Raw genomic sequence first — 23668 nt, forward strand, 5'->3', positions numbered from 1 at the left:
AAGCTTACGAAAAAGGCGCCTGCAGACAGGCGCCTTTTTCCGGTACAGCTATTATTTTTGCGGAGCGAAGTTATTGTAAATACGTGTTGCATTAACTTTGCCGGAGCTCAAATCTTCCGTTGTAAAGCCCGATACCGCGTTGCCCACTTTGAATTCTTTTTGCAGCAGTTCATCGGATTGACCGCCGGCCGTTGGCTCCGTAATACCCATGATTGTGTCCGGAGTAACCGTTACCCATACATCGTTAACCTTGAAGCTTTTACCGTCTGCACTTACTTCCGAGATAATGCCGTCGATGTTAACAGCCATTTTTCCCGTTGTGGCAGGCTTGCCTGCATCCTCTTTTTCAGGCGCGATCAAGTTATAGATCACATCAGCCGTAACTTTGCCCGTGCTTACGTCCTGGGAAGTATAACCCGATACGATGTCGCCCGCTTTAAACTCTTTATTAAGCAGCTCTTGGGACGGCGCTGCCGCTGTTGGCTCGCTGCTTCCCAGCTGCGTTTTGTCCGTTACTTCTACCCACAGATCGCCTACTTTGAAGCTTTTGCCGTCCGGGCTTACTTCGGAAATAACGCCATCGATGTTAACCGCAACTTTGCCCATGATAGGAGGCTTAGTTGTTGCTTCAGCCGTTTGCCCTTGATTCGTTGGCGTGGAAGCCGGGCTATTTTGATTCTGGTTTACGCTAATAACGCCAACCGCCAAAATTGCTGCGGCTGCAATACCTACTGTCCAACCTGTCCATTTCTTTTTGCTTTTTTCCATTTTAATCGGCTCCTTTTGATTTGCAGGATTATGTGAAGTCTTCTCTAATTCCAGCATTAACTTCTGATAGGTTGCCTCTTGGAAGTCGTCGCTGGTACGCAATTGAGACATGGCGGACTTATAGACAGATTTCTTCATTCTCCAGGCCTCCAATCTTATCTTTTAAGAGTGCGCGTCCTCTGGCCAGCCAGGTTCCTACCGTTGCGGCCTTCGCCTGCATAATAACGGCAATCTCCTGGATCGAATACCCTTCGTAATAATGAAGATGGATCGGAATCCGATACTTCTTGTCCAAGGAGAGCACTGCCTGCAGAACCTCATTTTCTTCCTTGGGGAGGTAGCTCAGGTCTTCGGGAACAGGGTTTCGGCTCCTGAACCAGCCGGTCTTCAGCATATTTTTGCTTTTATTAATGGTTGTTCGAATCAACCACGCTTTTTCATGTTCACCGTTCTCGAAGACAGGACGCTTCTGCAGATACGTCAGGAAGACCTCCTGCGTCACTTCTTCTGCGTCAGCTATATTTTTCAAATAAGCGAAAGCAATCTTGATCATGCTTTGCGAATATAGATCCAAGGCCCGTCGCACAGATTCATTGAGCTCATATGAATTGTACACCTCAGCACCTCCTTTCACTTGTAATACAACTGAGTGCCCCATTATTTTTCATTTCATGCGATATTTTTTTAGTAGACGTAATGAGATGCGGAAATGACTGCAGATATGCGGTTTGTAAAATATTTCAAACGCCAAAAAGACACATCCCTTTTGCCTGCCATGCAGGTTGAGGAATGTGCCTTTTGCGCTTAAACAACCGGGAAGGTCCTGGATGCCAAGAACGGTAACAAAACCCACTAATATTTTTATTGCTACGGTTAACCTTAATCAAGGGGAAAACTTAAACCTGAAGGAGAGAACAACAATGAAAAAAGCAGCTATGATCGCAGTAACTACATGCCTATTCCTGTCCGTGTCCGCAGCAACAGCTTCCGCATCGGCCGTAGAACCAACAGCGACTAAAAAAGTTGAGCACAAAATGCATGTTAAAGAACACAAAGAACACAAAGTAAAAGCAAAGGAACATAAGATGCATGCGAAGCAACATAAAGCTAAAGCGCATGAGCTTCGCGCTAAATCCGAGTCCAAAGCGCATAAGCTGCATGCCAAATCGAAGCTGCGTGCAAAAGCTCTCCCTAAAACAGGCTACGGCGGAGTAAGCGAATAAGACGCCAATCGAATCACTAACAGCGGAGGAATAGAGGCAGCTTGCGCTCTATTCCTCTCCCTTTAGAGGATGAATAATATGAGCAATCGTCATGGTATTTTAATATTAGTACTAATTTTATTGCTAACAGGCTGCGCGTCGGGACAGACCAAGCAACCGATCAAGCAACAGACGAAGGAACAAACCAAGGAACAAAGCAAGCCAAACAGAGAAATCGCGCTGCCCGCTCCTTCTCACACTATGGTACCGTTGCGTGCAGCAGAGTCAAAAGCTCCGTCAAAGCCTAAAGACATAATCGCTAAAACCCACGTTATTGTCCCTGATCGGATCTGGATACCGTCTGTCGGGATAAAAGCTCCCGTAGAGCCTGTTGGACTGCTGGAAAACGGACAATTAGGCGTGCCTGCATCCAGCGATATCGCCGGGCTGTTTATCGATGGAGTACTTCCGGGGGAAAAGGGCAATGCTATTATTGCGGGGCATGTTGATAATTATACGGGACCCGCTATATTCTATCCCCTTAAAAAGCTGAAGCCGGGTGATCCCGTCATACTTTCCGACTCGTCCGGCAAATATCTCGTTTATTCGGTCGATGCCGTTGAAGCTTACCCCACCGCCGAAGCGCCGCTCGATAAAATTTTCGGCGACACGAACGGCAAAAGGTTAAATATGATTACCTGTACCGGAAAATACAACCGCCAGAAAAAGGAGCACGAAAAGCGGCTCGTCGTGTATACTCATTTGCTGCAATAAAAAGCCGCGGGAATCGCGGCTATTTTTACATATCTCATTCAGCTTTCACTACTTCTTGAATCTCGCAGCCCGCCGGCCTTCCCGCACAAATCGTGCGGCTTCCGCCATCTGCGATTCGCTTACCGCTTCCATGGTCGCAAAGCTATACGGCTTATGCTGCTCAAGCAGCTCGAAGAATAGCGGATAGTTCAGCTCGCCAAGCCCCGCTGCGGTTTCTATTAATGTACCGTCTGCCCCGCGGTTCAAATCCTTCACATGGGCGCTTACGATGCGCGGGCCAAGCAGACGGAAGGCTTCGCGGACCGTATGGTCTTGATTGTCGAACCGGGCCGGGTTCATCAAATTGCAAGGGTCCATCACGACGCCAACGCAAGAGGATGGAAAACGTTCAATCGTCTCGGCCAATGTTTCCGCGGTATCGATCATATGTCCTTGGGCCGCTTCAAGCCCAATCGTTACGCCCCAGCGTTCTGCTTCTTCGACAAGCTCTTCAAGCGCACGGTTTAAACGATCCGTATGCTCGCCCCGGCGCTCCGGATCCGTTACTCCGCCAACCTCCGTCGCCACAATGGGCGCGCCGAAATGCCGCGCATGCCGAAGATGCTCTTTGAAGCGGTCTACATTATGACGGTAGACCTCGTCATCGAGATCGACCAGGCTTGCATAACAGCCAAGTACCGCAATGCGGACTCCTTTCTCCGCAAACGCCCCTCCTACCTCCTGGGCGAGCCCCGGGCTTAGCTTGCCAAGCCGCGAGTCTACATCGGAGAACGCTTTCGCCAGCGCTAATTGTACGTACGGAAATCCGTTAGCGGCAATCTTGGCCGCCAATTCCTTATAAGGCAAAGTTCCAAGCAAATGAGCTAAAATTCCGACTGACATGATAACCATCCTCTCACGTTTCATCTGAAATCTACTTTGTCTCTCATTATACGTTGTAATGCCCGGATGGCAAAAGAAAAGAAACCCGTGCCTCTCCCGAAGCACGGGTTTCCTGTTAACCTTCCTGTAAAACAAGGTTTAACCGGTCAAAGTTTTGCTCATTGCCGTCGGCCGCATAAGCCTTAACCGCCTCAAACGTCTTTTTGTCCTTGAACAGCTGACGGAACGTTAGTCTCGAGCGGCCGTCCAGATCCTCGAATATAGCCGTCACCCGGAACTCGGGATTGGACATATGCTTAAGGACAATCCGCTCCAAGGGCACAATCTCTTCGAAGACATTATGATTCGCATAATCCACGCCATTTGGGCCATGCATCGTAAACCGCCAATGACCGCCAGGCTTGATCTCAAACTCTTGAAAGGTATTCGTGAAGCCGTTTGGCCCCCACCAGCGCTTAAGCAGCTCCGGATTCACCCATGCTTCATACACCCTCTCACGGGAAAAATCAAACTCGCGCGTCGAAATAATCTCATTTTCTCCATGAATAGCAGCCATAACCGTCTACTCCACCTTTCAGATATTCACCCATAGATATTAGCGCTAACTGTTTACCGGTAGCCTAAGCATAATAGATGACGTAACGTAAGGTTCAAGCGGTTTTTTATGCGGACTCAAAATTATTTATCAATGCCCTTGCTTCTTCATGATCAGGCTCAAGCCTCAGCAGTTCCCTCAAGTAATGCAAAGCCTGTTCTTCCAGCTCCAGTTCGAAACAGCATATGGCCAGACAATAAAATACGGTAGATACAATCTCCTCTTCGTCTTCCTCAACGGAGATCTCCAGGAAGCGCTTTGACTCGCCGTACATGTCCATCTCAAACAGCAGCAGGCCCGCTTCAAGCGCCAGATCATACTTCTGCTCCATTGCGTAATAAGACGACCACATCCGTTCGATTCCGAGCAGAATATCCTCCTTCTCCTCATCGAGGGCATCCGGCAGCAGACTAGAAATCCGCTTCGTGCTCTGGATAAAGAATTCCGCATCGTAGCCGCCAAGACGCCAGAAGCTCAGGATTTGCCGAAGCCCCATATCGTCGATATAACGGTCTAACCACCACTTCAGACTATAAAAATCATCCGGTCCAAAACGCTCGACGCACCGGCGGTAAGCCAGCCTTGTCTGATAATAGTCCTGCGGCGAGTCAACGCTGATCATACAGCTGACATTGATATTGTCATAGTGATGCGAAGGGAACATGACCAAGGCACCGCTGCGCTCTAACACTTCCCCGATCGCATGATAGTTTGCCGTCAGTGAAAAGCTGCCATGGAAGACAAGCTCCGGCGGTTCCGCGAACCTCCAGTGCTCGAGCAGATGATCCCCTTTATCCGCCGTCAGCAGCACGATTCCCGCCTGCGACAATTGATTCAGCCGGTCCAAGCAAGCCAAAGAGGCCTCCGGGAATAAAACATGCGAGTCCTCCAGCTGCTCCTGATAGACGGCGATAACGTCACGGTAAGGATAAGACGCATCCTCGTATTGCGGCGCGCGCCGGAGCTCGTAGCTCAAGGCGATTTGCGACAGCAGCTCCGATGGTTTAAGCGAATCCTTGTCTTTAGGGTACTCCACCAGCACATCGGCCTCGTAAACCTGGCCTTCGCCTATATAAAGCAGCTCCTGCGGAATACTGTCAAAAAAGTAGTTCGCCACAATGACCAGAGGCTGCCGCAAATCTCCCCTGCGGATCGTTTCTCCCGATGCGGCCAGTACTAATTCCGAATCTTGGACAGCATCAAACCGGGCGAAATCAAGCATTCCCCGCTCGATAAAAGGCTGAAGAGCAGGATGCTTCCGCCAAGCCTCCACATTGTTTGCCGCAAGATCCGTCATGATGTACCGGAACGGCGGCACTGCGATTCCCGCGTAGTCTATTAATTGACTTAACTCTTGCAGCACATGGAAAGCGAATCGGCCCGCCCCTGCTCCAAGCTCTAGAATCTGAACAGGCTCCAAGTTTTGTCCTTGATTAGCTCTGTCCTGAAGAAACCCGAACAGCATCTCGGCATAAGCCGCCGCAATCATCGGATTGCTCGTAATGTATTGAGGAACCTGGTCGTTATTCCAGGCCCTCAAGCCTTCTTCTTCGTAATATTGCCTGTTTATTTCCCATATTGGCGCTTCGCTAAAGCGGTAGCGCTGCGTATTTGAGATCGTCATCTATTCTTAACCCTGCTTTCTATGCTTCGAACAATACCTCCTATATTACCTCAATAGAAGACATTTTACGAAATTTAGGGTTAAATCTCCGTTAAGAGGCCTCGGCTTCCGCCTTCTGCGGCTTCTTCCCGGGAGCAAACCACCCGATAAGCGCAATGGCTACCAACACGCCATAGAATACAACCGTCCAACCCGTACTATGAGGGAAGTCATGATCCAGCACCCCGATGTCCTCATGAGCCAGCGTAATCACGGCCAGCTTCACCCCTACCCACGCTACGATGGCGTACGCCGTAGTCTCCAGTGCCGGGCGATCGGCAAGCAGCTTCACAAACCAGGTTGCCGCAAACTTAATTAAGATAAGGCCGGCAATACCGCCAAGCAATACGACTGCGAATTTGCCTCCGTCCATGCCGCCAAACTCGCCAAGCGGGGAATCCGGCAAACCAAGCGCAAGGGCCACCGCAGCCAGAATGGAGTCAATTGCAAACGCGAGGTCCGCAATAGCGATTTTGCTTACCGTAGGCCAGAAGGCCGACCCCGCTTTTTGTTTCTCGTCCTTATGAACGTCCTCGTTCTTCTTGCCAAAGCGCGCTTGAATAATGTGCTTTAATCCCAGGTATAGCAGATAGGCTGCGCCAATCGCCTGTACCTGCCAGACATTCGCAATAAAAGATATTGCAAAAAGAGCGCCGAAACGAAAAACAAACGCCATAATAATTCCGTAGTTAATCGCTCTTTTCTTCTGATCGTCCGGTAAATGCTTGGCTATTACCGCAAGCACCAGTGCATTATCGGCGGATAACAAGCCCTCCAGTCCTATCAGGATCAATAATGCCCACGCATACTCCAGCCAGATCGATTCCAACGTGGATTCCCCTCTCTTCGAACGTAGTTGGTATAAGTAATTTTCTCTTGTCCGTTATTGCATATACGTAAGAAATACGCAAATGAGTTCACTTTTTTCTCAAAAGGAAGGAACTGCATGAAAAAAGACATCCGAAACGGATGCCTTACGGATAGGCGCATGCATAAGATAATGCGATGAACATATCGTTTTGCCGAAAGGAGAACATGGATGTACCTTTATCCTTACCATTATTATCAGTGGCCTGACCATTCTTGGGGTTATTATTGGGATCCCCGTTATTACAATTGGAGCTATAGCGTTCCGAATGCGCACTACAGAGAGATTGAGCTAAAGGACTACGGAACAGGCCCGCTGGTCGTGAACCTGGAGGAAGCCACGAAGCAGAACAGGAACTACCGTACCGCGTTATGGACGGGAAACTACCTGCAATTGACCTTAATGAGCCTAAATGTTGGCGAAGATATTGGCCTTGAGGTCCATCCTGCAACCGATCAATTCCTGCGGATCGAGGAAGGCCAAGGACTCGTGCAGATGGGAAACAGCAAAGATCATCTTGACTTTCAAACCATGGCATACGACGGGTACGCCATCTTTGTTCCTGCAGGCACCTGGCATAATGTCATAAACACCGGCAGCAAGCCGCTTAAGCTCTATTCTATTTACGCGCCGCCGCATCATCCGTTTGGTACCGTTCAGGAAACCAAACCGGCGGAACATGACTAAGGCGAGGTCAGCTCATTCAAATCAAAGCGCCCCGCAATGTCGTAACCATTGCCTTGGCCTTTGGGTTTAATAACTACCGTTCCCAATGAATTTATCTCTCCTAATCCAACGCCCGAAGGGAAGCTATGGGCGATTATAACCTTGTTCGTCCCAGGAGACGGGGGAATTTCCAACTGGGACGATAGGGCTTTCAGAGCAGCTTCCTGCTGGGCAGGAGGAACGGAACCGCCTAATTGATAGATCTGAACCCAAAACGGGTCCGTACGGACATTACCTGCTCCAAAAGCTAGTTCGGCCGTTTCCTTCGTCCTGCAAAACGGGCTTGCAACTACCGGCATCTGAACGGGGATATGCAATTGGCGAAGCGCGTTTCCATAGCTTACAGCCTGGTTCCGGCCGGCCTCCGAAAGATTTCTTTGGGTGGCGCAGTCATTGAAGTTGATCCTTGGCGAGTCCGCGCCAACCGTTGCGTCTCCATGCCTGACATATAGGATGTAGCCTCCTTGTTGAAGAGACCTTAGCAATGAGGGGTCTGCGGGCATAGCTTCAGCCGGTTTCGCTTGAAGCAGGATGAGTATGAACAAAATACTGACAATCCAAACCTTTTTCACGTTTTTCCTCCTTCGGATATAAGCGTTTCGTGAAATAGTATCCGCAAGGAGGGGAAAATAAAACCAAGTAAAAAAGGCACCCGAAATCGGGTGCCTCTATTATCCTAACATCTTACGTACTTGCGTTTGAACCCAATTTGCCCCCTGCCCATGAACTTCTGAATATTAGCGGAAGCGTTGATAAGCTTGCTTTTATTCGTACCTTGGCCAACCTCAACCGGACCTACTTCATTCGCGATCTCAACCGCTTTTTCATGAAGCGGCTTATAGGATATCGCCACCGTGTACAGGAAATTGTTCATCGAATATTTCGTCCGCTCGGGAGCATCGTGAATCGTCTTTTTCACCAGCTCCAGCATGCCGGCGATTTTCTCCTCGGAGAACTCGCCGTCCTTGCGATTGCCAAGCAGCCAGCAGTAGCAGCTCCAGCCCGCCGACATCTTCAGCTCTTCGCCGCTTGCAATCCATTTATCCGACACCTCTTGGGCGATATCCGTCTCGGACAAGGTGACCGCCACCACATAGTCGGAGATCATATAGAAATACGCGCTGTCGATCCACCGCTCGAAATCCGCCTCCGTCATCGCCTTCGGATCGGCAATGATCCCGGCGAAGTACATAGCATCGTAATTGCCTGTCGCGTACAGCTCATCGGACAGCGGCTGATTATGTTTGATTTTACGAAAAATAGGCTTCATCTCGCCTGTCGCCACGCCAAACAACGGTTCGTGCGCGCCATTGCCCATATAAATCTTCTTGGTTCTTTCTTTGCCAAGCGCTTCAAGCTCCTGCATGACCTCTTCTAGATTCATCGTTCGCACTTCCTTTGGAATGGTTTTATTGTCCGGGTCCGTACTCGTCTTCCTTGAATATACCATAAAACGCCCACCCGCTCATTAGGACAAAAAAAGACACCCCTTCGGGTGCCTTTAACCTGTTGCCGGCTATGATAAGTCCATTGATATGAAAATGGTCTATGCCTGCTGCAAGCCGGCTAATCTCTTGAAATGATCGACCGACGGCACCGGCAGCCCCAGATGCTCGCGCAGCGTGGAGCCCTCGTATTCCTCGCGGTAGAGCCCGCGGCGCTGAAGCACCGGTACGACTTGCTCCACGAAATCGTCCAGATCGCCCGGCAATACCGGCGGCATGATGTTAAAGCCGTCGCAGCCGTAACCGTCATACCATTCTTCCATCAGATCAGCAAGCTGCTCCGGCGTGCCGACGAATTGCATATGGCCTCGCGCGCCTAGAAGTCTGCGGCCAAGCTCAATAATGGACAAGTTGTCTTTGCGGGCGAGATCCATGATGAGCTGAACGCGGCTTTTCATGCCGTTGCTTGCTTCCACCGGATCCGGAATGTCCGGCAGCGGACCGTCGGCCGGGAATTTGCTGAGGTCCGCCTGAAGCATGCCGGATACCATCATGACCGCTTCCTGCGGATCGATCAGGTCAAGCAGCTCCCGCTCCTTGCGGCGGGCTTCCTCTACCGTCGAGCCAAGGATGGGCGACAGTCCCGGCATAATGAGCAGGCTTCCCCGCTCCCGTCCTGCCGCGATCAGCTTCTCGTTTACGCTCCGGTAGAAGCCCTGGGCGGAAGCCAGCGAGGTCTGCGCCGTGAAGATTACCTCGCCAATGCTCGCGGCAAAATCCTGCCCGGGTCCTGAAGAACCCGCTTGAATAAGAACCGGGTAGCCTTGCGGCGGACGCGGCACATTCAGCAGCCCATGCGCGGAATAGAATTGCCCGCCGTAATCGGCGGCGCGGAACTTCGACTCATCCGCGAACGTTCCCGATGCCCGGTCCATCACAAGCGATTCCTGCGGCCAGCTGTCCCATAGCGCCGTTACAACGTCTACAAACTCCCTCGCCATCTCATAGCGCGTCGCATGCTCCGGATGTTTCTCCCTGCCGAAGTTGCGAGCCTCCGTATCGACCTGGGACGTTACGATGTTCCAGCCGGCCCGGCCGCCGCTCAAATGGTCAAGCGTAGCAAAGCGGCGTGCCGCATTATAAGGCTCGTTATAAGTCGTAGACAGCGTTGCCGTCAGACCGATTTTCTCCGTTACCGTAGATAAAGCGGACAGCAGCGCCACCGGGTCGAGCATGCCTGCGGCCGCGCGGCTTGGATAGATCAAGTGCAGCAGATCCGCAAAAAAGATCATATCGAACTTGCCCTTCTCCGCCGACTTGGCGATCCGCTTATACCATTCGATATCGAACATCCGCTCTACGCCGGATTCCGGATGGCGCCAGCCGGCATGATGATGCCCCGTGAAATAAATAAACGCGCCTAGATGAAGCTGCCCTTGTCGTTGTCGACTCATGCCTGTTCCCCACTTTCCAAGTAAGTATCGATCTATCTTTAACCTTTATAGCTGTTGTTCCAGCGCAGGCATCTTCTCTCCACCAGCCGCACGACCGAATCCGACAGCTTGCCGACCAGAGCGAACAAAATAATGCCAACGAACACAATGTCCGTCTGCCCATACACGCGGGCATCTTGAATCATATAGCCAACGCCGGCGCTTGCGCCCATCATCTCCGCTACGGCAAGCAGCAGCCAGGAGGTCCCGACGGACAACCGGACGCCAAGCAGAATATTCGGAAGCGCCGCCGGAATAATTAGCTTCGTCAGCAGTTGAAGCTTGGAGTATTGAAGAATGCGCGTCACCTCGTACAGCTTGCGGTCCGCGCTGCGAACGCCAAGATGCGTATGGAAGTAAAGCGGGAAGAAAGAACCTAGCGCGATAAGCAGAACCTTCGAGAATTCGCCTACCCCGAACCAAAGAATGAACAGCGGAATTACCGCAAGCAGCGGAACCGTCCGCAGCATTTGAATGCTTGGATCAAGCGTGCGCTCTGCCCATTTGCCAAGACCGGTAAATACGCCAAGCAATAGTCCCGTCGCTCCGCCCAGCAAGAAACCTCCGCCTGCCCGAATCGCGCTGGTCGATACATGCTTCGCCATATCCCCGTCCACGCAGAGCTTCCAGAAAGCCTCCGCAATCCGGGATGGCGCCGGCAAGGCCGATTCGGACACAAGCCCAAGCGCCGATGCCGATTCCCACAAGGCCAGCACGATAACGGGCAGTACCCAGCCGTACAGCCACTTCGGCATTCCCGCCCGGCGCTTCCGGCCAATCGCCGCTTGCCCTCCGCCGGCTTTAGAGCCTAATGTCACCTCGTTTGCACTCATCCCATTATCCCTCCCCGCCTAAGGAATCCCGCCAGCGCAAAAGTCTCTTCTCCGCCAGCCTTACCAGCGAATCGGTAACCTTGCCAACTACCGCGAACACAATAATGCCTACGAAAATTACGGACGTCAGCGAGAACGATCGCGCGTCGTTAATGATATAACCGATGCCGGAGCTGGAGCCCATCATCTCGGCTACGACCAAGCCAAGCCAGCTTACCGCGATGGAAAGCCGAATGCCGAGAAAGAGAGAAGGAAGAGAGGCAGGAAGGATAAGCTTCGTAATCGTCTGCCATCTCGTAAATTCCAACACGCGCGCTACGTCAAACAAATTGCGGTCTACGGAACGGACGCCAAGGAAGGCGTTCACGTAGAGGGGGAAGAAGGCCCCCTTTGCGATCAGCAGGATTTTGGACGTCTCGCCAAAGCCGAACCACAAAATAAAAAGCGGGGCCACGGCAAGGTGAGGCAGCGTCCGGAGCAGCTGCAGCGACGGATCGAGCAGCCGCTCGGCTTTGAGCGAGAAGCCTACCCATAATCCGGCCGCTAAGCCCAGCCCCCCGCCGATAAGGAACCCAAGCGCTGCCCTGCCCGCCGAAACGCGCAGGTTGCTCAGCAGCTCGCCCGAGGAGAGCATGCGTCCGAATTCGTCCACAATGTCCTTCGGAGGAGGGATCAGCACGGCATTCACCCATCCGTTTGAGGACGCGATCTGCCAGATGACCAGCACGGCCAGCGGAACCATCATTCCGATCAGCACGTGAACCGCGCGAAACGCAAGCTTATTCCTCGTTATCTGCATGATTGCACCTCTTCTTTACTTAAGAGCTTTTTCGATGTATTGGTTGTCGAACACGTCCGCGACCTTAATCTGTTTGCGGATAGTGCCTAATTCGTATTGGAAATCGGCCGTTTTTTGCTGCTCGGCGATGGTCTCGTCGCTTACCGGAATATTAATCATGGTCGAACGGTTCTGAATGCCCTTCACCAGTTCTAGCGGAATGCTGCGCTCGTCGGCGTAACGCTTGAAAGCCTCGTCTTGATTGTCCGCTTCCCATTTGCGAGCCTCTTCGAATGTCTTCAGATACAGCGTCACAAGGTCCGGATACTTCTTCGCAAATTCCGAACGAACCAGCTGGAACGACGGGGACAATACGCCTTCGCTCTCTCCGTCTGCCAGCACGCGGGCTTTGCCGCTCAGCGTATTCAGGGAAATGTACGGATCCCATACCGCCCATGCGTCTACCTTGCCGCCCTCGAAGGAAGGCTGCGTCTCATCCGGCTGCAATTGAATCTCTTGAATATCGGATTTCTTCAGGCCTGCTTTATCCAGTACCCGGTAGAGGAAGTTATAAGCGTTGCTGCCCTTCGTTACCGCTACCTTTTTGCCTTTCAGATCGGCAATGCTCTTGATGTCGCTGTTTGCCGGAACAATAATCGCCACGTTGTTCTTGCCGTCGAGCAGCTGCGAGATAATCGTGAAATCAACGCCTGCCGCCTGAGCGGCGATCGGAGGCATATTGCCCATGCCAGCAAAATCGAGATGATTGGAAGCCATCGCTTCAATCATTGGAGGACCGCTCTGGAACTCTACCCATTCCACTTTGGCGCCTAGCGCTTCAAAGGCATTTTCAAACCATTTCTCCTCTTGCGCTTTGCCGAACAGGCCGCCTTTGCCCTGCACGCCAATCTTAACGGTTACGCCGTCATAGGAAGCCGGAGCCGTCGAGGCATTGCCTTCCGCATTCGCCGAAGCACCAGCCGATTCGGCAGGCTTGTTGCTGCCGCCGGCATTGTTATTGGAATTGCCGCAGCCCGCTACGATAAGGACCAAAGCGATGATTGCCGTTATCAAACCGTATTTTTTTCTCATATATTTGCATCTCCCTCAAATTTCCGATTAAATGCCTGCACCCTGATCAAGCAGGGGCGGCTGTTCTACCTTTTCAAACTCTCCAAGCACCTTCGAGCGAAGCTCCTGGAAGGCAACTCCCGTCCGCTTGCGCGGGTAGGGAAGATCAACGTTAATAACATTGCGGATATGGCCGGGTCGCGGGTTCATAATAACGACCTTCTCCCCGAGGAATACCGCTTCGTCCAAATCATGCGTCACGAACAGCATCGTCGTCTTGCTGCTTCGCCAGATATCCAGCAACGCCTCCTGCATATGCGTGCGGGTGAAGGCATCCAGCGCGCCGAACGGCTCGTCGAGCAGCAGAACCTCCGGCTTGCGGAGCAGCGCTCTCGCAATCGCGACCCGCTGGGCCATCCCGCCGGACAGCTCCTTCGGATAAGCCTTCTCGAACCCCTTCAGGCGTACCAGCTCAATCAGCTCGTCGACCTGGCGGCGAACCTGCGCGTTGCCAAGCGACAGGTTAGCGGCAATGTTCTTCTCGACGGTCAGCCATGGGAACAACCTGGGCTCTTGAAAAATAAATCCTTTATCCACGCCCGGTCCCGTAATGGCCTTGCCGTTTAACTCCACCGTTCCTTCGTAAGCCGTATCCAAACCTGCTACGATCTTGAGCAAAGTACTCTTGCCGCAGCCGCTTGGTCCGATGAAGGTAATGAATTGTCCCCGCTCTACCTGCAGCCGAATATTGCTTAGCGCTACCACCGGTCCTGCAGGAGCCGCAAACGTCTTGTTTAAGCGCTCAATCGTTAGCATGAATACCGCCTCCAGCTTAATCTAAATTTTTCACACCGATTTACTTGGGATTATAGTTATAAAAAATGGGGCATCTGCCCTCGTCGTTTGTACCCTCGCCAATCTCTGGATGTCCAGTCGATATTCCGGCGTACTTTTCCACAAACCGAATAATCGCTCGGTTTGTTATTGGCTAAATTGTAGCAGTGGCCCCCATTTGTTGTCAATCACAAAAAAAAGCGAGTTCTGCGCAGCAGCGCAACCCGCTTTTCCTACCGCTTGGTTCGTGTCGCGAATAGAGCGACAATCGTGCTCGCTTGCGCGCGGATCGGCACTTCCGCGCCAGGCATCTTCTGCAGGGTTAAGCCTTGAATCAAGCTTACGAAATAATAGGCAAGCTCAAGCGGATCGCCGTTGACAACAAGCCCTTCCTGCTGGCCCTGCTTCATCATGGCCGCGACCGGTCCAAGGTTGTTCGTAAAGCGCTCCGTAACCGCCTTGCGGATCTCTTCGGAGGAAGCATCGGACAAGCGCGACGTATGAATAAGAATGGTATAAGCCCAGCTGTTCTCAAGAGCAAGCCAAGATTCGGCTAGCATAAACAACTTCTCCAAGGCCGGGCATTCCTGTTCGGCAATTCGGGTGACATGGTCTCCGTAACCCGTCTGGCCCCTTCGCAAAATCTCGCTTATAATCTCGGTTTTCGATTTAAAGTAATGATACATGTTGCCTATGCTCATGCCTGCTGCCGCAGCAATATCGTTGATGCTTACCGAACCGATCCCTTTTACGGCAATGGTCTCGAGAGCGGAATCAAGAATGTGGTTAATTCTTTTTTCCCTTTGCATGAGGTCCTTCTCTACGTTTCTAGGCGACATAAAACAAAGCAGCCCCTTTCTTGACCTCCATTATAGCAGAGGGCATGAAACAGGGCGATCCCGGCCTCGCCATCGTTACCTGAAGGTGCTTATAGGAGTTGAAAGTGCGTACTTCACGGCTTTCCTTTTCTGTTTCACAATAGTCATCAGAAGCAGAGGAGGAATGTTAGATGAAAACAACAGACACATCCAAAACAGCCCTGGTCGTAGGTGCAAACGGCGTGATCGGACGGAATCTCATTGATTATTTGAGGACGCTTCCCGAGTGGGATATTATCGGCGTGTCGCGCCGCGGCGGAGAGGATTCCGATCGGGTGCGGTATATCGCGGCTGATCTTTTGAACGAAGCGGATACCCGCGAGAAGTTAAGCGGCCTGACCGCCGTTACGCATATCTTTTACGCTGCCTATCAGGATCGGCCGACGTGGGCTGAGCTTGTAGCCCCGAACCTTGCCATGCTCGTAAATGTAGTCAATGCCATTGAACCGATTGCACGGAATCTGCAGCATATCAGCCTCATGCAAGGCTATAAAGTGTACGGGGCGCATCTCGGTCCCTTCAAGACGCCGGCGCGCGAAACGGATGCCTATCATATGCCGCCCGAATTTAATGTCGATCAGCAGCAATTTCTTGAGCGTCGGCAACCGGGAAGCAGCTGGACCTGGTCAGCCCTTCGTCCCTCGGTTGTTGCCGGTTTTGGGCTCGGGAATCCGATGAACCTGGCGATGGTTATCGCCGTCTACGCTTCCATGTCCAAGGAGCTTGGGCTGCCGCTTCGCTTCCCGGGTAAACCCGGCGCTTATCACAGCTTGCTGGAGATGACCGACGCGAATTTGCTTGCCCGCGCAACCGTATGGGCAGCTACCGACGAACGCTGCGCCAATCAAGCTTTTAACATTACGAACGGCGATCTCTTCAGGTGGAACGAGCTTTGGCCGAAGATCGCCGCCTTTTTCGGCCTCGAGACCGCTCCTCCGTTACCGATGTCGCTTGAGGTCGTTATGGCGGACAAAGAGCCGCTCTGGAATGCCATGATTGATAAATACGATTTACAGAAAATCAACTATAAGGATGTATCCTCTTGGCGGTTCGGGGACTTCGTGTTTTCCTGGGATTACGACTTCTTTGCGGACGGATCAAAAGCCCGCCGTTTCGGTTTTCATGACTTTATCAATACGGAGAAGATGTTTATGGACATATTCGAGGACTTCCGCAAGCGGAAGGTCATTCCTTGATTTCACTATCGGATACGGGAGGCTGGAACAGAACCTTGCCTTTGGCGCCGTACTTTTTGTCAATATACCCTTCACCCCACCGGCACATGGCATGCAGGATATCTTTCAGGCTCCACCCATACTCCGTTAGCTCATATTCGACCTTCGGCGGCACTTGATTATAAGAAAGGCGGTTGATGATTCCATCCCTTATTAGCTCATTCAATTGCTGCGTCAGAACTTTTTGCGAGATGTCGGGAATTAGGCGCAGGAATTCGCCGTTACGCTTCTTGCCGAATGTAAGATGGAACAAAATAACCGGCTTCCATTTGCCTCCAATTGCTTCAAGAGTGGCTTCGACCGCGGTATTGAAAATTTTCTCCTCATTCTGCATAGCCTGGAATCGCCTCCTATGCTCCACTTTATCATTTTACCTCTAACAGGTGTACCGTTCCGAGGCAAAATAAAGGGCGTCCATGCGATGGACGCCCTGCTCTTTTATTTAAAAACGCTCAAAGCTTACGAACTCGCCAACCGGCTTGCGGTAGCCGCGTACCCGGCTGTTCGATGTATCTTCTTTTCCGATGCCGATGAGCAGAGCGGGAACATACCGATCCGGCACGTCCAGCACCTTCGTCATGGCTTCCGGATCAAAGCCTATCATTGGGCTCGTGTCCCAGCCTTTCTCTTTGGCGGCGAGCATGAACAGCATGGCGGATAGATTCGCGTTGCGGATCGCCTCGTCCCGTTTGAAAGCCTCGCCCCGCTCTTCGTAAAATTGCTGCACGGACTCGACCGTATGATCGAATTCCTGTTTATTAATAACGCCGAGATGCAGCAGCCCTTCATTAAGCTCCGCCGTGTTGTGATGCGCATCCAGATGGCCAAGAACCAGGATAACGGCCGAAGCGGTTTTTACTTTATACTGCTTGTTTGCCGCTTCATACACTTTTTGCTTCATCTCTTCGTCCCTTACTACAACATAATGGGCATGCTGCAGGTTGAAGGACGACGGCGCGTATTTTACAAGATCAAAAATCTCGTTCAGCTCTTTATCTTCAATGGAAATCCCTTTAATAAATTTGTTTGCGGATCTTCTTTCTGTTACTACGGATACGAAATCGTTCATTTCGACCGCCTCCTCTATGTAAAGTTGGATTTTATTCGTCGATCAGAAATCTTTAATTTAATTATCTTAATTTTAAGATATGTAATGTAAGAATGCAACCCCTAACAAGAAATTTTTTCAACTTTTTGCCGATCTTACTCTGACCTTGCTCTATCACATTCCCCAAATATGCGCCATACTGCTGAGTCCATGTCCGCATAGCTTCAAAAATGGGCGCAAGGGCTGGTGCCAATTCCGCTTATAGCCGTTTTCTCCTTTGATAAGGTCAAGACTGATTGTTATGATCTAGGTACGATAACAATGGAACGACCTTTATAGGAAAGAGGCGAAGGATATGATCGAAATCACGACTGATCTGGTACGGCAACTCATTAATAGTCAATTTCCGCAATGGAAGGGCTTGGAGGTAAAACCCGTGGAAAAAAGCGGGCACGATAACCGTACCTACCGGCTGGGCAACGAAATGACGGTGCGCCTGCCGAGCCATGAGCGGTACGCCTCGGCTGTCGAGAAGGAACTGACCTGGCTTCCCGTGTTTAAGCCTCTCCTGTCTCTGCCGATACCCGCTCCCGTTGCGCAAGGCGAGCCTACCTTGGAATATCCTCTCCCTTGGTCCGTTAACCGCTGGATCGAAGGCGATACCGTTTCGTATGGCAACATTCGCGACCTCAACGAATTTGCCCAAGATCTTGCCGGCTTTCTGAAGGAGCTGGAAGCTATCGATGCAACGGACGGCATCCCGGCAGGCATACAAAACTTCCATCGAGGGGGAAACTTAGCCGTATACGATCAGGACTCCAGATCGGTCATTGAGAAGCTGAGCGGTCCATACGACCGGAAGCTGCTAACCGAGATTTGGGAGCTTGCCCTTGCGACGAAATATGAAGCGGCTCCGCTATGGCTGCATGGCGACGTAGCCGTAGGCAATTTGCTTGCGCGGAATGGCCGGCTGTCCGGCGTCATTGATTTCGGAACCATGGGTGTCGGCGACCCATCAAGCGATCTGGTCATGGCATGGAACTTTTTCGACGAGGCCAGCCGCAAAGTATTTCTGAGCGCCATGAATGTTGACCAGGATACTATTAACCGCGCACGCGGCTGGGCCCTATGGAAGGCGCTTATCACTTACGCCTGGAATGAGCCGGGATCGGAAGCTTCGGATTGGGGGAAGCGTGTTATCGATGTTATTGTTCAGGACTACTGCAACTAACCGGATATCCCTCAAAATTGACATAACAGGTCCATTCTTTACGCATATCGCGCAGCCCGATTCAAGCCAATCCGCCTTTTCGGTATAATTATTTTTAATATTTCGTAAAATTCGAATCCGGGTGAACACCATGCTAAAAGTAATGATTGTCGAGGACGAACCGCTTATTCGCGCTGGCTTAAAGCATTATTTTCCCTGGGAGCAGCTCGGCGTCGGCGGAATTGTGGAGGCCGAGAATGGCAAGGACGGCGTAGACGTCGCTCTGCGGGAAAAACCGGATTTAATTGTGACCGACATTCGCATGCCCGAGATGAACGGGCTGGAAATGATCGAGCAGTTGAAGCCGCTGCTTCCGAATGCCGGCTTTATCATTCTCACCGGTTATAACGAATTTAAATATGCGCAGGAAGCTATCCGTCTCGGCGTTGTTCAGGAGTATTTGCTTAAGCCGCTGGAGTATGACGTCAGCATGGAGGCGATAACGGCCTGCATCAACAAGCTGGTGCACAAGCGGGAAGAGCGGCGGAAGAAGCAGGACTGGGAAGCACAAGCTGCTGAACTAACGAAATGGCAATACGGTCAGGCCGTTAAGCAGCTCATGGACGGAAGCTTATCCGAAATACCGGGCTGGAAGAAGCTGCTTGGATTTAATGAGCAATTGGAGCTGACTTACGTGGCGCTAGCGGCAAGCTGTTTCGGCCGCAGCGGACTGCTACAGGAGCGCAAATGGCGCCAAACGGCGGAGCAGCTTATCGGCAAGGCGGCTGCCGACATTTCCCCCGGGCATAGGCTTATGTGCTATATGAGCAGGGGCAGGCTTTATGTTCTTCTGGTTCTCGCGGAAGGAATGTCCGATCCCGCAGAAGGCGCCCGGCTTCTAAGCAAGCGGCTGGCCTCTTCTGTATATCCGTTCGATTCCGGTACGCAGCTGTATCTCACCGCAGGGCCTGCTTTATGTGATCTAACACAAGCAGGAGCGGCTCTCAAGTCCGCCGGACTAAGCCTGCTCCAACGTTTTGCTTCGCCCGGACAATGGTTAATATCGGTCGATCAATGGCCGGCTGACGAATCCCCGGCAGGAGGCGATTACTTCGTCTCGCTTCACCCGGATGACCGCAAGAAGCTGCAAGCCTGCCTGGAGCATGGAGATTCCGATGCTGCCGGCGAGCTGATGGACAAACTATGCGAGCAATCGGAGAAGGCTCTCCCCCATATTCAAGCGGAACAATGGCTCGTATTCCTGCAGGAGATTATTAACGTCACCCTGCGCTTTGCCCACAAGGAAGGCATACCGATCCAGGGAGTATCCAGCGAGAAGCTGCTTGATTTGTCTTTCGTCCATGATTTCCGGACCCTCAAGAGCTTGTTCGATTACTTGGCTTTATGGATCGTTCACCTGAATGATGTCTACTCTAAGCAGACTCATTCCTCTTCCCAGGAGAATGCGGTGTTCAGCCAGATTAAAGGGTTTATTGAGAAGAACATTGACCAGGAGCTTAGCCTGCAAATGGTGGCCGATCATTTCTTCTATAACCCCTCATATTTAAGCCGGCTGTTTAAGTCGAAGCTGAATCAGAACTATTTGAGCTTTGTCACCGAGATTCGCATTGATTACGCCAAGAAGCTGCTTCGCGACCCTAACCGGCTTGTGACTGACGTATGCACGATGTGCGGTTACAAGAGCTACAAGCATTTTGTGAAAATGTTCCGGCTTGTGGCGGGCACCACGCCAACCGACTATCGCAGGCAGCTCGGCATTATGCATTAAAAAGAAAGTGGGCTATTCCATTCGTCACGAGGTGACAAAGGGATAGCCCACTTGCAATCAGATTGCCCTTAACGGCTAGCTACATTGGATTTCACGCAGTATAATGCGGCGTTTTTGCCGGACTGCTTGCGCTTCGTTGGATTGGCTACAGTATAATGGGCTCATTTGGCCGATTGCGGCTCCCTTCCTCCCTCTTTTACTGGAGCGAATCCAACGTAGCTGTCGAGCTTCTTCTTCATGTCCTATTTTTACTGGAGATAATCCAATGTATGGGAGTTTGCTGCAAATTACCCTTTTACGGCCCCCATCGTAATGCCTTGCGTAAAGGCTTTCTGGAACAACAGGAAGATCACAATCATCGGAAGCGAAGCGAAGGCCGCGCCTGCCATCAGCACGCCGTACGGCGTCGTATATTCTCCCTTCAGCGTTGCGACGCCGAGCGGCAGCGTCATCATAGGGGTAGACCGGATCATGATGAGCTGGCTGAAATAATCATTCCAGGCATTGATGAAGGTAAAGATCGCAAGCGCCCCCAGCGCGGGCTTAAGCAGCGGAAGCACGATGCTGTAATAAAGCCTAAGCTCGGTGCAGCCGTCTACCTTGGCTGCCTCGAGCAGCTCTCCCGGCAAGGTCTGCGCGAACTGTTTAACGAGAAAGATGCCAAACGGCCAGCCGATCGCGGGCAGAATTAATGCTTTATAATGGTCGATCCAGCCGAAGTCGGCAATCATCGTAAACAGCGGAACCAGAATAACCTGCTTGGGCAAGGCCATGGCTGCGACAAACAGCGTAAAGATGATTTTCCGTCCGGGAAATTGTTTTTTTGCCAGTACGTAACCCGCCATGGAGGCTACGAGGCATACGCCCGCCATTTCGGCCGCGGCAACAAAAAAGCTGTTGAAGGTCCAGCGCCAGACGGGATTTTTGAACAGAACCGTGAAATTATCGAGCGTTGGCGCGTGCGGGAACCATTCCGGCGGAATAGCCACTGCCACATTTTGCACCTTGAAGGCGCCGGTGACGATCCAATAGAAGGGAAAAATAAAAAATAAGGCCATCGCAAGAAGCACGATATTCGAAATGAGCTTTTTCGGTTTCTTTCGAAACGGCAGGTATGCATGCATGAGCTTTCCTCCTAGTACTCGACGTCGCTGCCCAAAAATTTGAACTGAATAAGCGAAATGATGCCAATGACAACCGCCAGAATCATGCCCATCGCGGCAGCCACGCCAAACGACCCCAGCATGAACGCTTTCTCGTACACGCCGTACATGACGGTCGAAGTGGCGTTAAGCGGCCCCCCAGCGGTAAGAAGCTGGACAATCGCAAAGGTCTGGAACGTATTAATCGTCGTGATGACGATAATGTATAGATTGGTTGGCATCAGCATCGGCCATATAATCTTCCGGAATATTTGTCCCGGAGTTGCACGGTCAATTTGAGCGGCTTCAATGTAGGAGGTAGGGATATTCCCCAAAGCGGCTACGTACAAAATAATCGGCTGGCCGACGGAGGTCGTCACGAGGACGGCGATAATCGCGAACAACGCAGTCCGGAGATCGCCCAGCCAGGCTATGGGCTCCGCGCCGAACAAGCTCGTTATATAGTTCAGAATGCCGTAATTCGGATCATAGATAGAAGCCCATACCACAGTGATACTGACAACCGATGATACTGCCGGCAAGTAGAACACACCCCGGAAGAAGGATCTAGCAAGCTCGCTTTTCCGGTATATCGTGTTGGATACGAATACCGAAAAGGCAATAACCGCCGGAACCGTAATAAGAACGATAAGGATTGTATTCTTCATCGACTTCAGAAACGTCTTATCCCGGAACAGATCGGCATAATTGCGAAGGCCGATGTATTCGAATCGGTTCAGGCTGTAGTCGAACAAGCTGATATAAGCGCCTCTTAGCATGGGATAAGCGACGAACAGCAGGAAGAAGGCAAGTGCGGGAAGCAGGAATAAATAGCTTGCCAGCCATTCGCGCCATACCAGGCGTTTGGATTTTAGAGCCGTTAGAAGCATGATTGGTCTCTCCTTTCTTTCAGAAAAAAGAGCAGCGCAGAGGCGCATATAAGCCGGGGCAAGCTTGGCTTCTATGTCGTTAAGCCTGTGCGCTGCTCAGTAGCACGCTTTCTTATTTCAGCTGGGCTTTAGCCTTCGCAATCGCTTCATCGGCGTTTTTCGCAAAGCTGTCCAATGCCTGTTTGCCGGTCTGCTGGCCTAACAGCACGCTTTGCAGCGCCGGGAACCAGTATGTTCGGATTTCCGCGTAGCCGTCCGCGATGGTTGGAGGTGCCGTGATGAACTGGCGGGCAAGCTCCGAGTAAGCATATTCCTCGTCGTTGTACAGGCCCGTAATCGAATTGCGCACGGACAAGCCGCCGGTCTGGATCAGATTTTTCTTGCCGTACACTTCGTCATTGGCTACAAAATCGATAAACGTTTTGGCGGCTTGAATCTTCGCATCGTCGCCGTTGTTAAAGATCGCCATGCCTCCCAAATAAGGCTCCAGCTTAGGCGCCGATCCGTCCAGCGTCGGGAACGGCAGCAGCGCTTCTTCAAACTGCGCTTTTTTGAGCGTCGCGTTTTGCGCTTTCAATACGGCGGAGTAGTTGATGGAGAACGCCACCTTGCCTTGCAGGAACAAATCGTTGACATCGGATGCCGCAAGCGCCGCGGAGCCCGAAATGACAAGCTTATCCTTCTGCGCCTGAGCGATCCAGTCCAGCGCAGCGCCCGCTTGGTCCGTATTGATGGCAACGGCGGAGAGGTCATCCTTAAGGAAAGAGGAAAGACCCAGGTTGGCAATATACGCCCGCGTGCCTTGATCGCCGGCTTGGCTCTTGGCGAAGAAGACGGAAGGAATAACGTCAGGAGCCTTCTCTTTCACCGCTTGAAGAGCTGCCTTATACTCGTCAAAGCTCCATACGCGGTCTTTGCGGTTCAGCGGAAGCAGATCGAGGGCGCCTATTTTTTCGAACACCGTTTTGTTTACGGCCATCATGAACGGAGCCGTGTTAATCGGATACATGACCGTTTTGTCGCCAACCATGGACTGCTTCCAGAACGCTTCCGGAATATCGCTGCGCACTTCGCTTGAAATCATGTCGTCGAGCGGTGCGAGCAGCCCTTTCTTACCCCAGTCGATCACGCGTCCGGGCGCATCATAAATCACATCCGGAGCGGAGTTGGAGGCGATGGCTACGTTCAGCTTCTCCGGCCCCCCGTCAAACGTAATCATTTCAAGATTCACTTTAATTTCCGGGTGCTTCTGGTTGAATGCGGCAATCATTTCTTTCTCGTACTTGCCAACCTCTCCGTCTAAAGCCTGGAAGTTGGGAAAGTTCCACCATGTAATCTCAACGGGCTTCGCTGCCGGTGGTGCTTCACTTCCGCCCGATGCGGTATTCTGCGGTTCGCTTGTTGTCTTGTTGCCCGGTGCATTGTTGTTGGAACTGCAGGCTGCCGTAAGCATAACTAGCAAGATGGTCATCAGCATTGCTGCCTTCTTGGTCCGTGCTGCCATTTCTATTCCCCCTGCTCCTGATTGGAGACAAGCAGCTGCA

The 23668-nt window shown here is 51.8% G+C and carries 25 protein-coding genes; 6 read left to right on the plus strand and 19 right to left on the minus strand.

Annotation, left to right across the window (positions count from 1 at the left end):
- Positions 1-51: 51 nt before the first annotated feature.
- Both WFK81_RS17520 and WFK81_RS17525 read right to left on the minus strand, forming a co-directional pair.
- Entirely contained in the window at positions 52-906 is an 855-nt protein-coding gene (locus tag WFK81_RS17520) for a DUF5666 domain-containing protein (protein WP_336787686.1), read from the minus strand.
- Complete coding sequence (locus WFK81_RS17525) at positions 887-1384, minus strand: RNA polymerase sigma factor (protein WP_336787687.1); 498 nt, start codon at positions 1382-1384, stop codon at positions 887-889. Before WFK81_RS17525 ends, WFK81_RS17520 begins: the two co-directional genes overlap by 20 nt.
- 211 nt (positions 1385-1595) lie before the next feature.
- Between WFK81_RS17525 and WFK81_RS17530 the strand changes: the two genes are divergently transcribed.
- Both WFK81_RS17530 and WFK81_RS17535 read left to right on the plus strand, forming a co-directional pair.
- Entirely contained in the window at positions 1596-1991 is a 396-nt protein-coding gene (locus WFK81_RS17530; RefSeq protein ID WP_336787688.1) for a hypothetical protein, read from the plus strand.
- Positions 1992-2069: 78 nt separating this feature from the next.
- Positions 2070-2744: a class F sortase gene (locus WFK81_RS17535; protein WP_336787689.1), complete on the plus strand. Its 675-nt coding sequence runs from the start codon at positions 2070-2072 to the stop codon at positions 2742-2744.
- Between the two features lie 48 nt (positions 2745-2792).
- Here WFK81_RS17535 and WFK81_RS17540 read toward each other — a convergent pair whose 3' ends face one another.
- The 4 genes from WFK81_RS17540 to WFK81_RS17555 all read right to left on the minus strand — a co-directional run bounded on the left by WFK81_RS17540 (position 2793) and on the right by WFK81_RS17555 (position 6713).
- Positions 2793-3626: a sugar phosphate isomerase/epimerase family protein gene (locus WFK81_RS17540; RefSeq protein ID WP_336787690.1), complete on the minus strand. Its 834-nt coding sequence runs from the start codon at positions 3624-3626 to the stop codon at positions 2793-2795.
- Between the two features lie 115 nt (positions 3627-3741).
- A complete protein-coding gene (locus WFK81_RS17545; protein ID WP_336787691.1) occupies positions 3742-4182 on the minus strand; it encodes an SRPBCC family protein in 441 nt (146 codons plus the stop codon).
- A 106-nt stretch (positions 4183-4288) separates the two neighbouring features.
- Positions 4289-5845: an SAM-dependent methyltransferase gene (locus tag WFK81_RS17550; RefSeq protein WP_336787692.1), complete on the minus strand. Its 1557-nt coding sequence runs from the start codon at positions 5843-5845 to the stop codon at positions 4289-4291.
- 91 nt (positions 5846-5936) lie between these two features.
- On the minus strand, positions 5937-6713 hold the full coding sequence (locus WFK81_RS17555; protein WP_336787693.1) for a TerC family protein: 777 nt from the start codon (positions 6711-6713) through the stop codon (positions 5937-5939).
- 210 nt (positions 6714-6923) lie between these two features.
- Between WFK81_RS17555 and WFK81_RS17560 the strand changes: the two genes are divergently transcribed.
- On the plus strand, positions 6924-7439 hold the full coding sequence (locus tag WFK81_RS17560) for a cupin domain-containing protein (RefSeq protein ID WP_336787694.1): 516 nt from the start codon (positions 6924-6926) through the stop codon (positions 7437-7439).
- On the opposite strand, the gene WFK81_RS17565 is transcribed toward WFK81_RS17560, so the two are convergent.
- The 8 genes from WFK81_RS17565 to WFK81_RS17600 form a co-directional block, all read right to left on the minus strand.
- Positions 7436-8050, minus strand: a complete 615-nt coding sequence (locus WFK81_RS17565; protein ID WP_442956068.1) for a histidine phosphatase family protein — start codon at positions 8048-8050, stop codon at positions 7436-7438. The genes WFK81_RS17560 and WFK81_RS17565 overlap by 4 nt on opposite strands.
- Before the next feature lie 104 nt (positions 8051-8154).
- Positions 8155-8862: a DNA alkylation repair protein gene (locus WFK81_RS17570; RefSeq protein WP_336787813.1), complete on the minus strand. Its 708-nt coding sequence runs from the start codon at positions 8860-8862 to the stop codon at positions 8155-8157.
- A gap of 162 nt (positions 8863-9024) precedes the next feature.
- Positions 9025-10377 carry an LLM class flavin-dependent oxidoreductase gene (locus WFK81_RS17575; protein WP_336787695.1) on the minus strand — a complete coding sequence of 451 codons (1353 nt, stop codon included), beginning with the start codon at positions 10375-10377 and terminating at the stop codon, positions 9025-9027.
- 38 nt (positions 10378-10415) lie between these two features.
- Positions 10416-11249: an ABC transporter permease gene (locus WFK81_RS17580; protein WP_336787696.1), complete on the minus strand. Its 834-nt coding sequence runs from the start codon at positions 11247-11249 to the stop codon at positions 10416-10418.
- Positions 11250-11253: 4 nt separating this feature from the next.
- Positions 11254-12048 carry an ABC transporter permease gene (locus WFK81_RS17585; RefSeq protein WP_127494775.1) on the minus strand — a complete coding sequence of 265 codons (795 nt, stop codon included), beginning with the start codon at positions 12046-12048 and terminating at the stop codon, positions 11254-11256.
- 15 nt (positions 12049-12063) lie between these two features.
- On the minus strand, positions 12064-13119 hold the full coding sequence (locus WFK81_RS17590; RefSeq protein WP_336787697.1) for an aliphatic sulfonate ABC transporter substrate-binding protein: 1056 nt from the start codon (positions 13117-13119) through the stop codon (positions 12064-12066).
- A gap of 27 nt (positions 13120-13146) precedes the next feature.
- Positions 13147-13914 (minus strand): ABC transporter ATP-binding protein, encoded by a 768-nt coding sequence (locus WFK81_RS17595; protein ID WP_336787698.1) that lies wholly within the window; start codon positions 13912-13914, stop codon positions 13147-13149.
- 251 nt (positions 13915-14165) lie between these two features.
- A complete protein-coding gene (locus WFK81_RS17600) occupies positions 14166-14771 on the minus strand; it encodes a TetR/AcrR family transcriptional regulator (protein WP_336787699.1) in 606 nt (201 codons plus the stop codon).
- Positions 14772-14941: 170 nt separating this feature from the next.
- Between WFK81_RS17600 and WFK81_RS17605 the strand changes: the two genes are divergently transcribed.
- Entirely contained in the window at positions 14942-16006 is a 1065-nt protein-coding gene (locus tag WFK81_RS17605; RefSeq protein ID WP_336787700.1) for an SDR family oxidoreductase, read from the plus strand.
- On the opposite strand, the gene WFK81_RS17610 is transcribed toward WFK81_RS17605, so the two are convergent.
- Positions 15996-16379 carry a winged helix-turn-helix transcriptional regulator gene (locus WFK81_RS17610; RefSeq protein ID WP_336787701.1) on the minus strand — a complete coding sequence of 128 codons (384 nt, stop codon included), beginning with the start codon at positions 16377-16379 and terminating at the stop codon, positions 15996-15998. The two genes, WFK81_RS17605 and WFK81_RS17610, sit on opposite strands and share 11 nt — an antisense overlap.
- Positions 16380-16487: 108 nt before the next feature.
- Entirely contained in the window at positions 16488-17114 is a 627-nt protein-coding gene (locus WFK81_RS17615) for a nitroreductase family protein (RefSeq protein WP_336787702.1), read from the minus strand.
- A gap of 334 nt (positions 17115-17448) precedes the next feature.
- Between WFK81_RS17615 and WFK81_RS17620 the strand changes: the two genes are divergently transcribed.
- Positions 17449-18324, plus strand: coding sequence for an aminoglycoside phosphotransferase family protein (locus WFK81_RS17620; RefSeq protein ID WP_336787703.1), 876 nt, complete (start codon positions 17449-17451; stop codon positions 18322-18324).
- Positions 18325-18454: 130 nt separating this feature from the next.
- Complete coding sequence (locus WFK81_RS17625; RefSeq protein ID WP_336787814.1) at positions 18455-20092, plus strand: response regulator transcription factor; 1638 nt, start codon at positions 18455-18457, stop codon at positions 20090-20092.
- A gap of 287 nt (positions 20093-20379) precedes the next feature.
- On the opposite strand, the gene WFK81_RS17630 is transcribed toward WFK81_RS17625, so the two are convergent.
- The 3 genes from WFK81_RS17630 to WFK81_RS17640 form a co-directional block, all read right to left on the minus strand.
- Positions 20380-21216: a carbohydrate ABC transporter permease gene (locus tag WFK81_RS17630; RefSeq protein ID WP_336787704.1), complete on the minus strand. Its 837-nt coding sequence runs from the start codon at positions 21214-21216 to the stop codon at positions 20380-20382.
- Between the two features lie 11 nt (positions 21217-21227).
- Positions 21228-22124 (minus strand): carbohydrate ABC transporter permease, encoded by an 897-nt coding sequence (locus WFK81_RS17635; RefSeq protein ID WP_336787705.1) that lies wholly within the window; start codon positions 22122-22124, stop codon positions 21228-21230.
- 112 nt (positions 22125-22236) lie between these two features.
- Positions 22237-23628 carry an ABC transporter substrate-binding protein gene (locus tag WFK81_RS17640; RefSeq protein WP_336787706.1) on the minus strand — a complete coding sequence of 464 codons (1392 nt, stop codon included), beginning with the start codon at positions 23626-23628 and terminating at the stop codon, positions 22237-22239.
- Positions 23629-23668: the final 40 nt, after the last annotated feature.

This window comes from Paenibacillus sp. MMO-177, assembly GCF_037147795.1.
Classification (GTDB): Bacteria; Bacillota; Bacilli; order Paenibacillales; family Paenibacillaceae; genus Pristimantibacillus.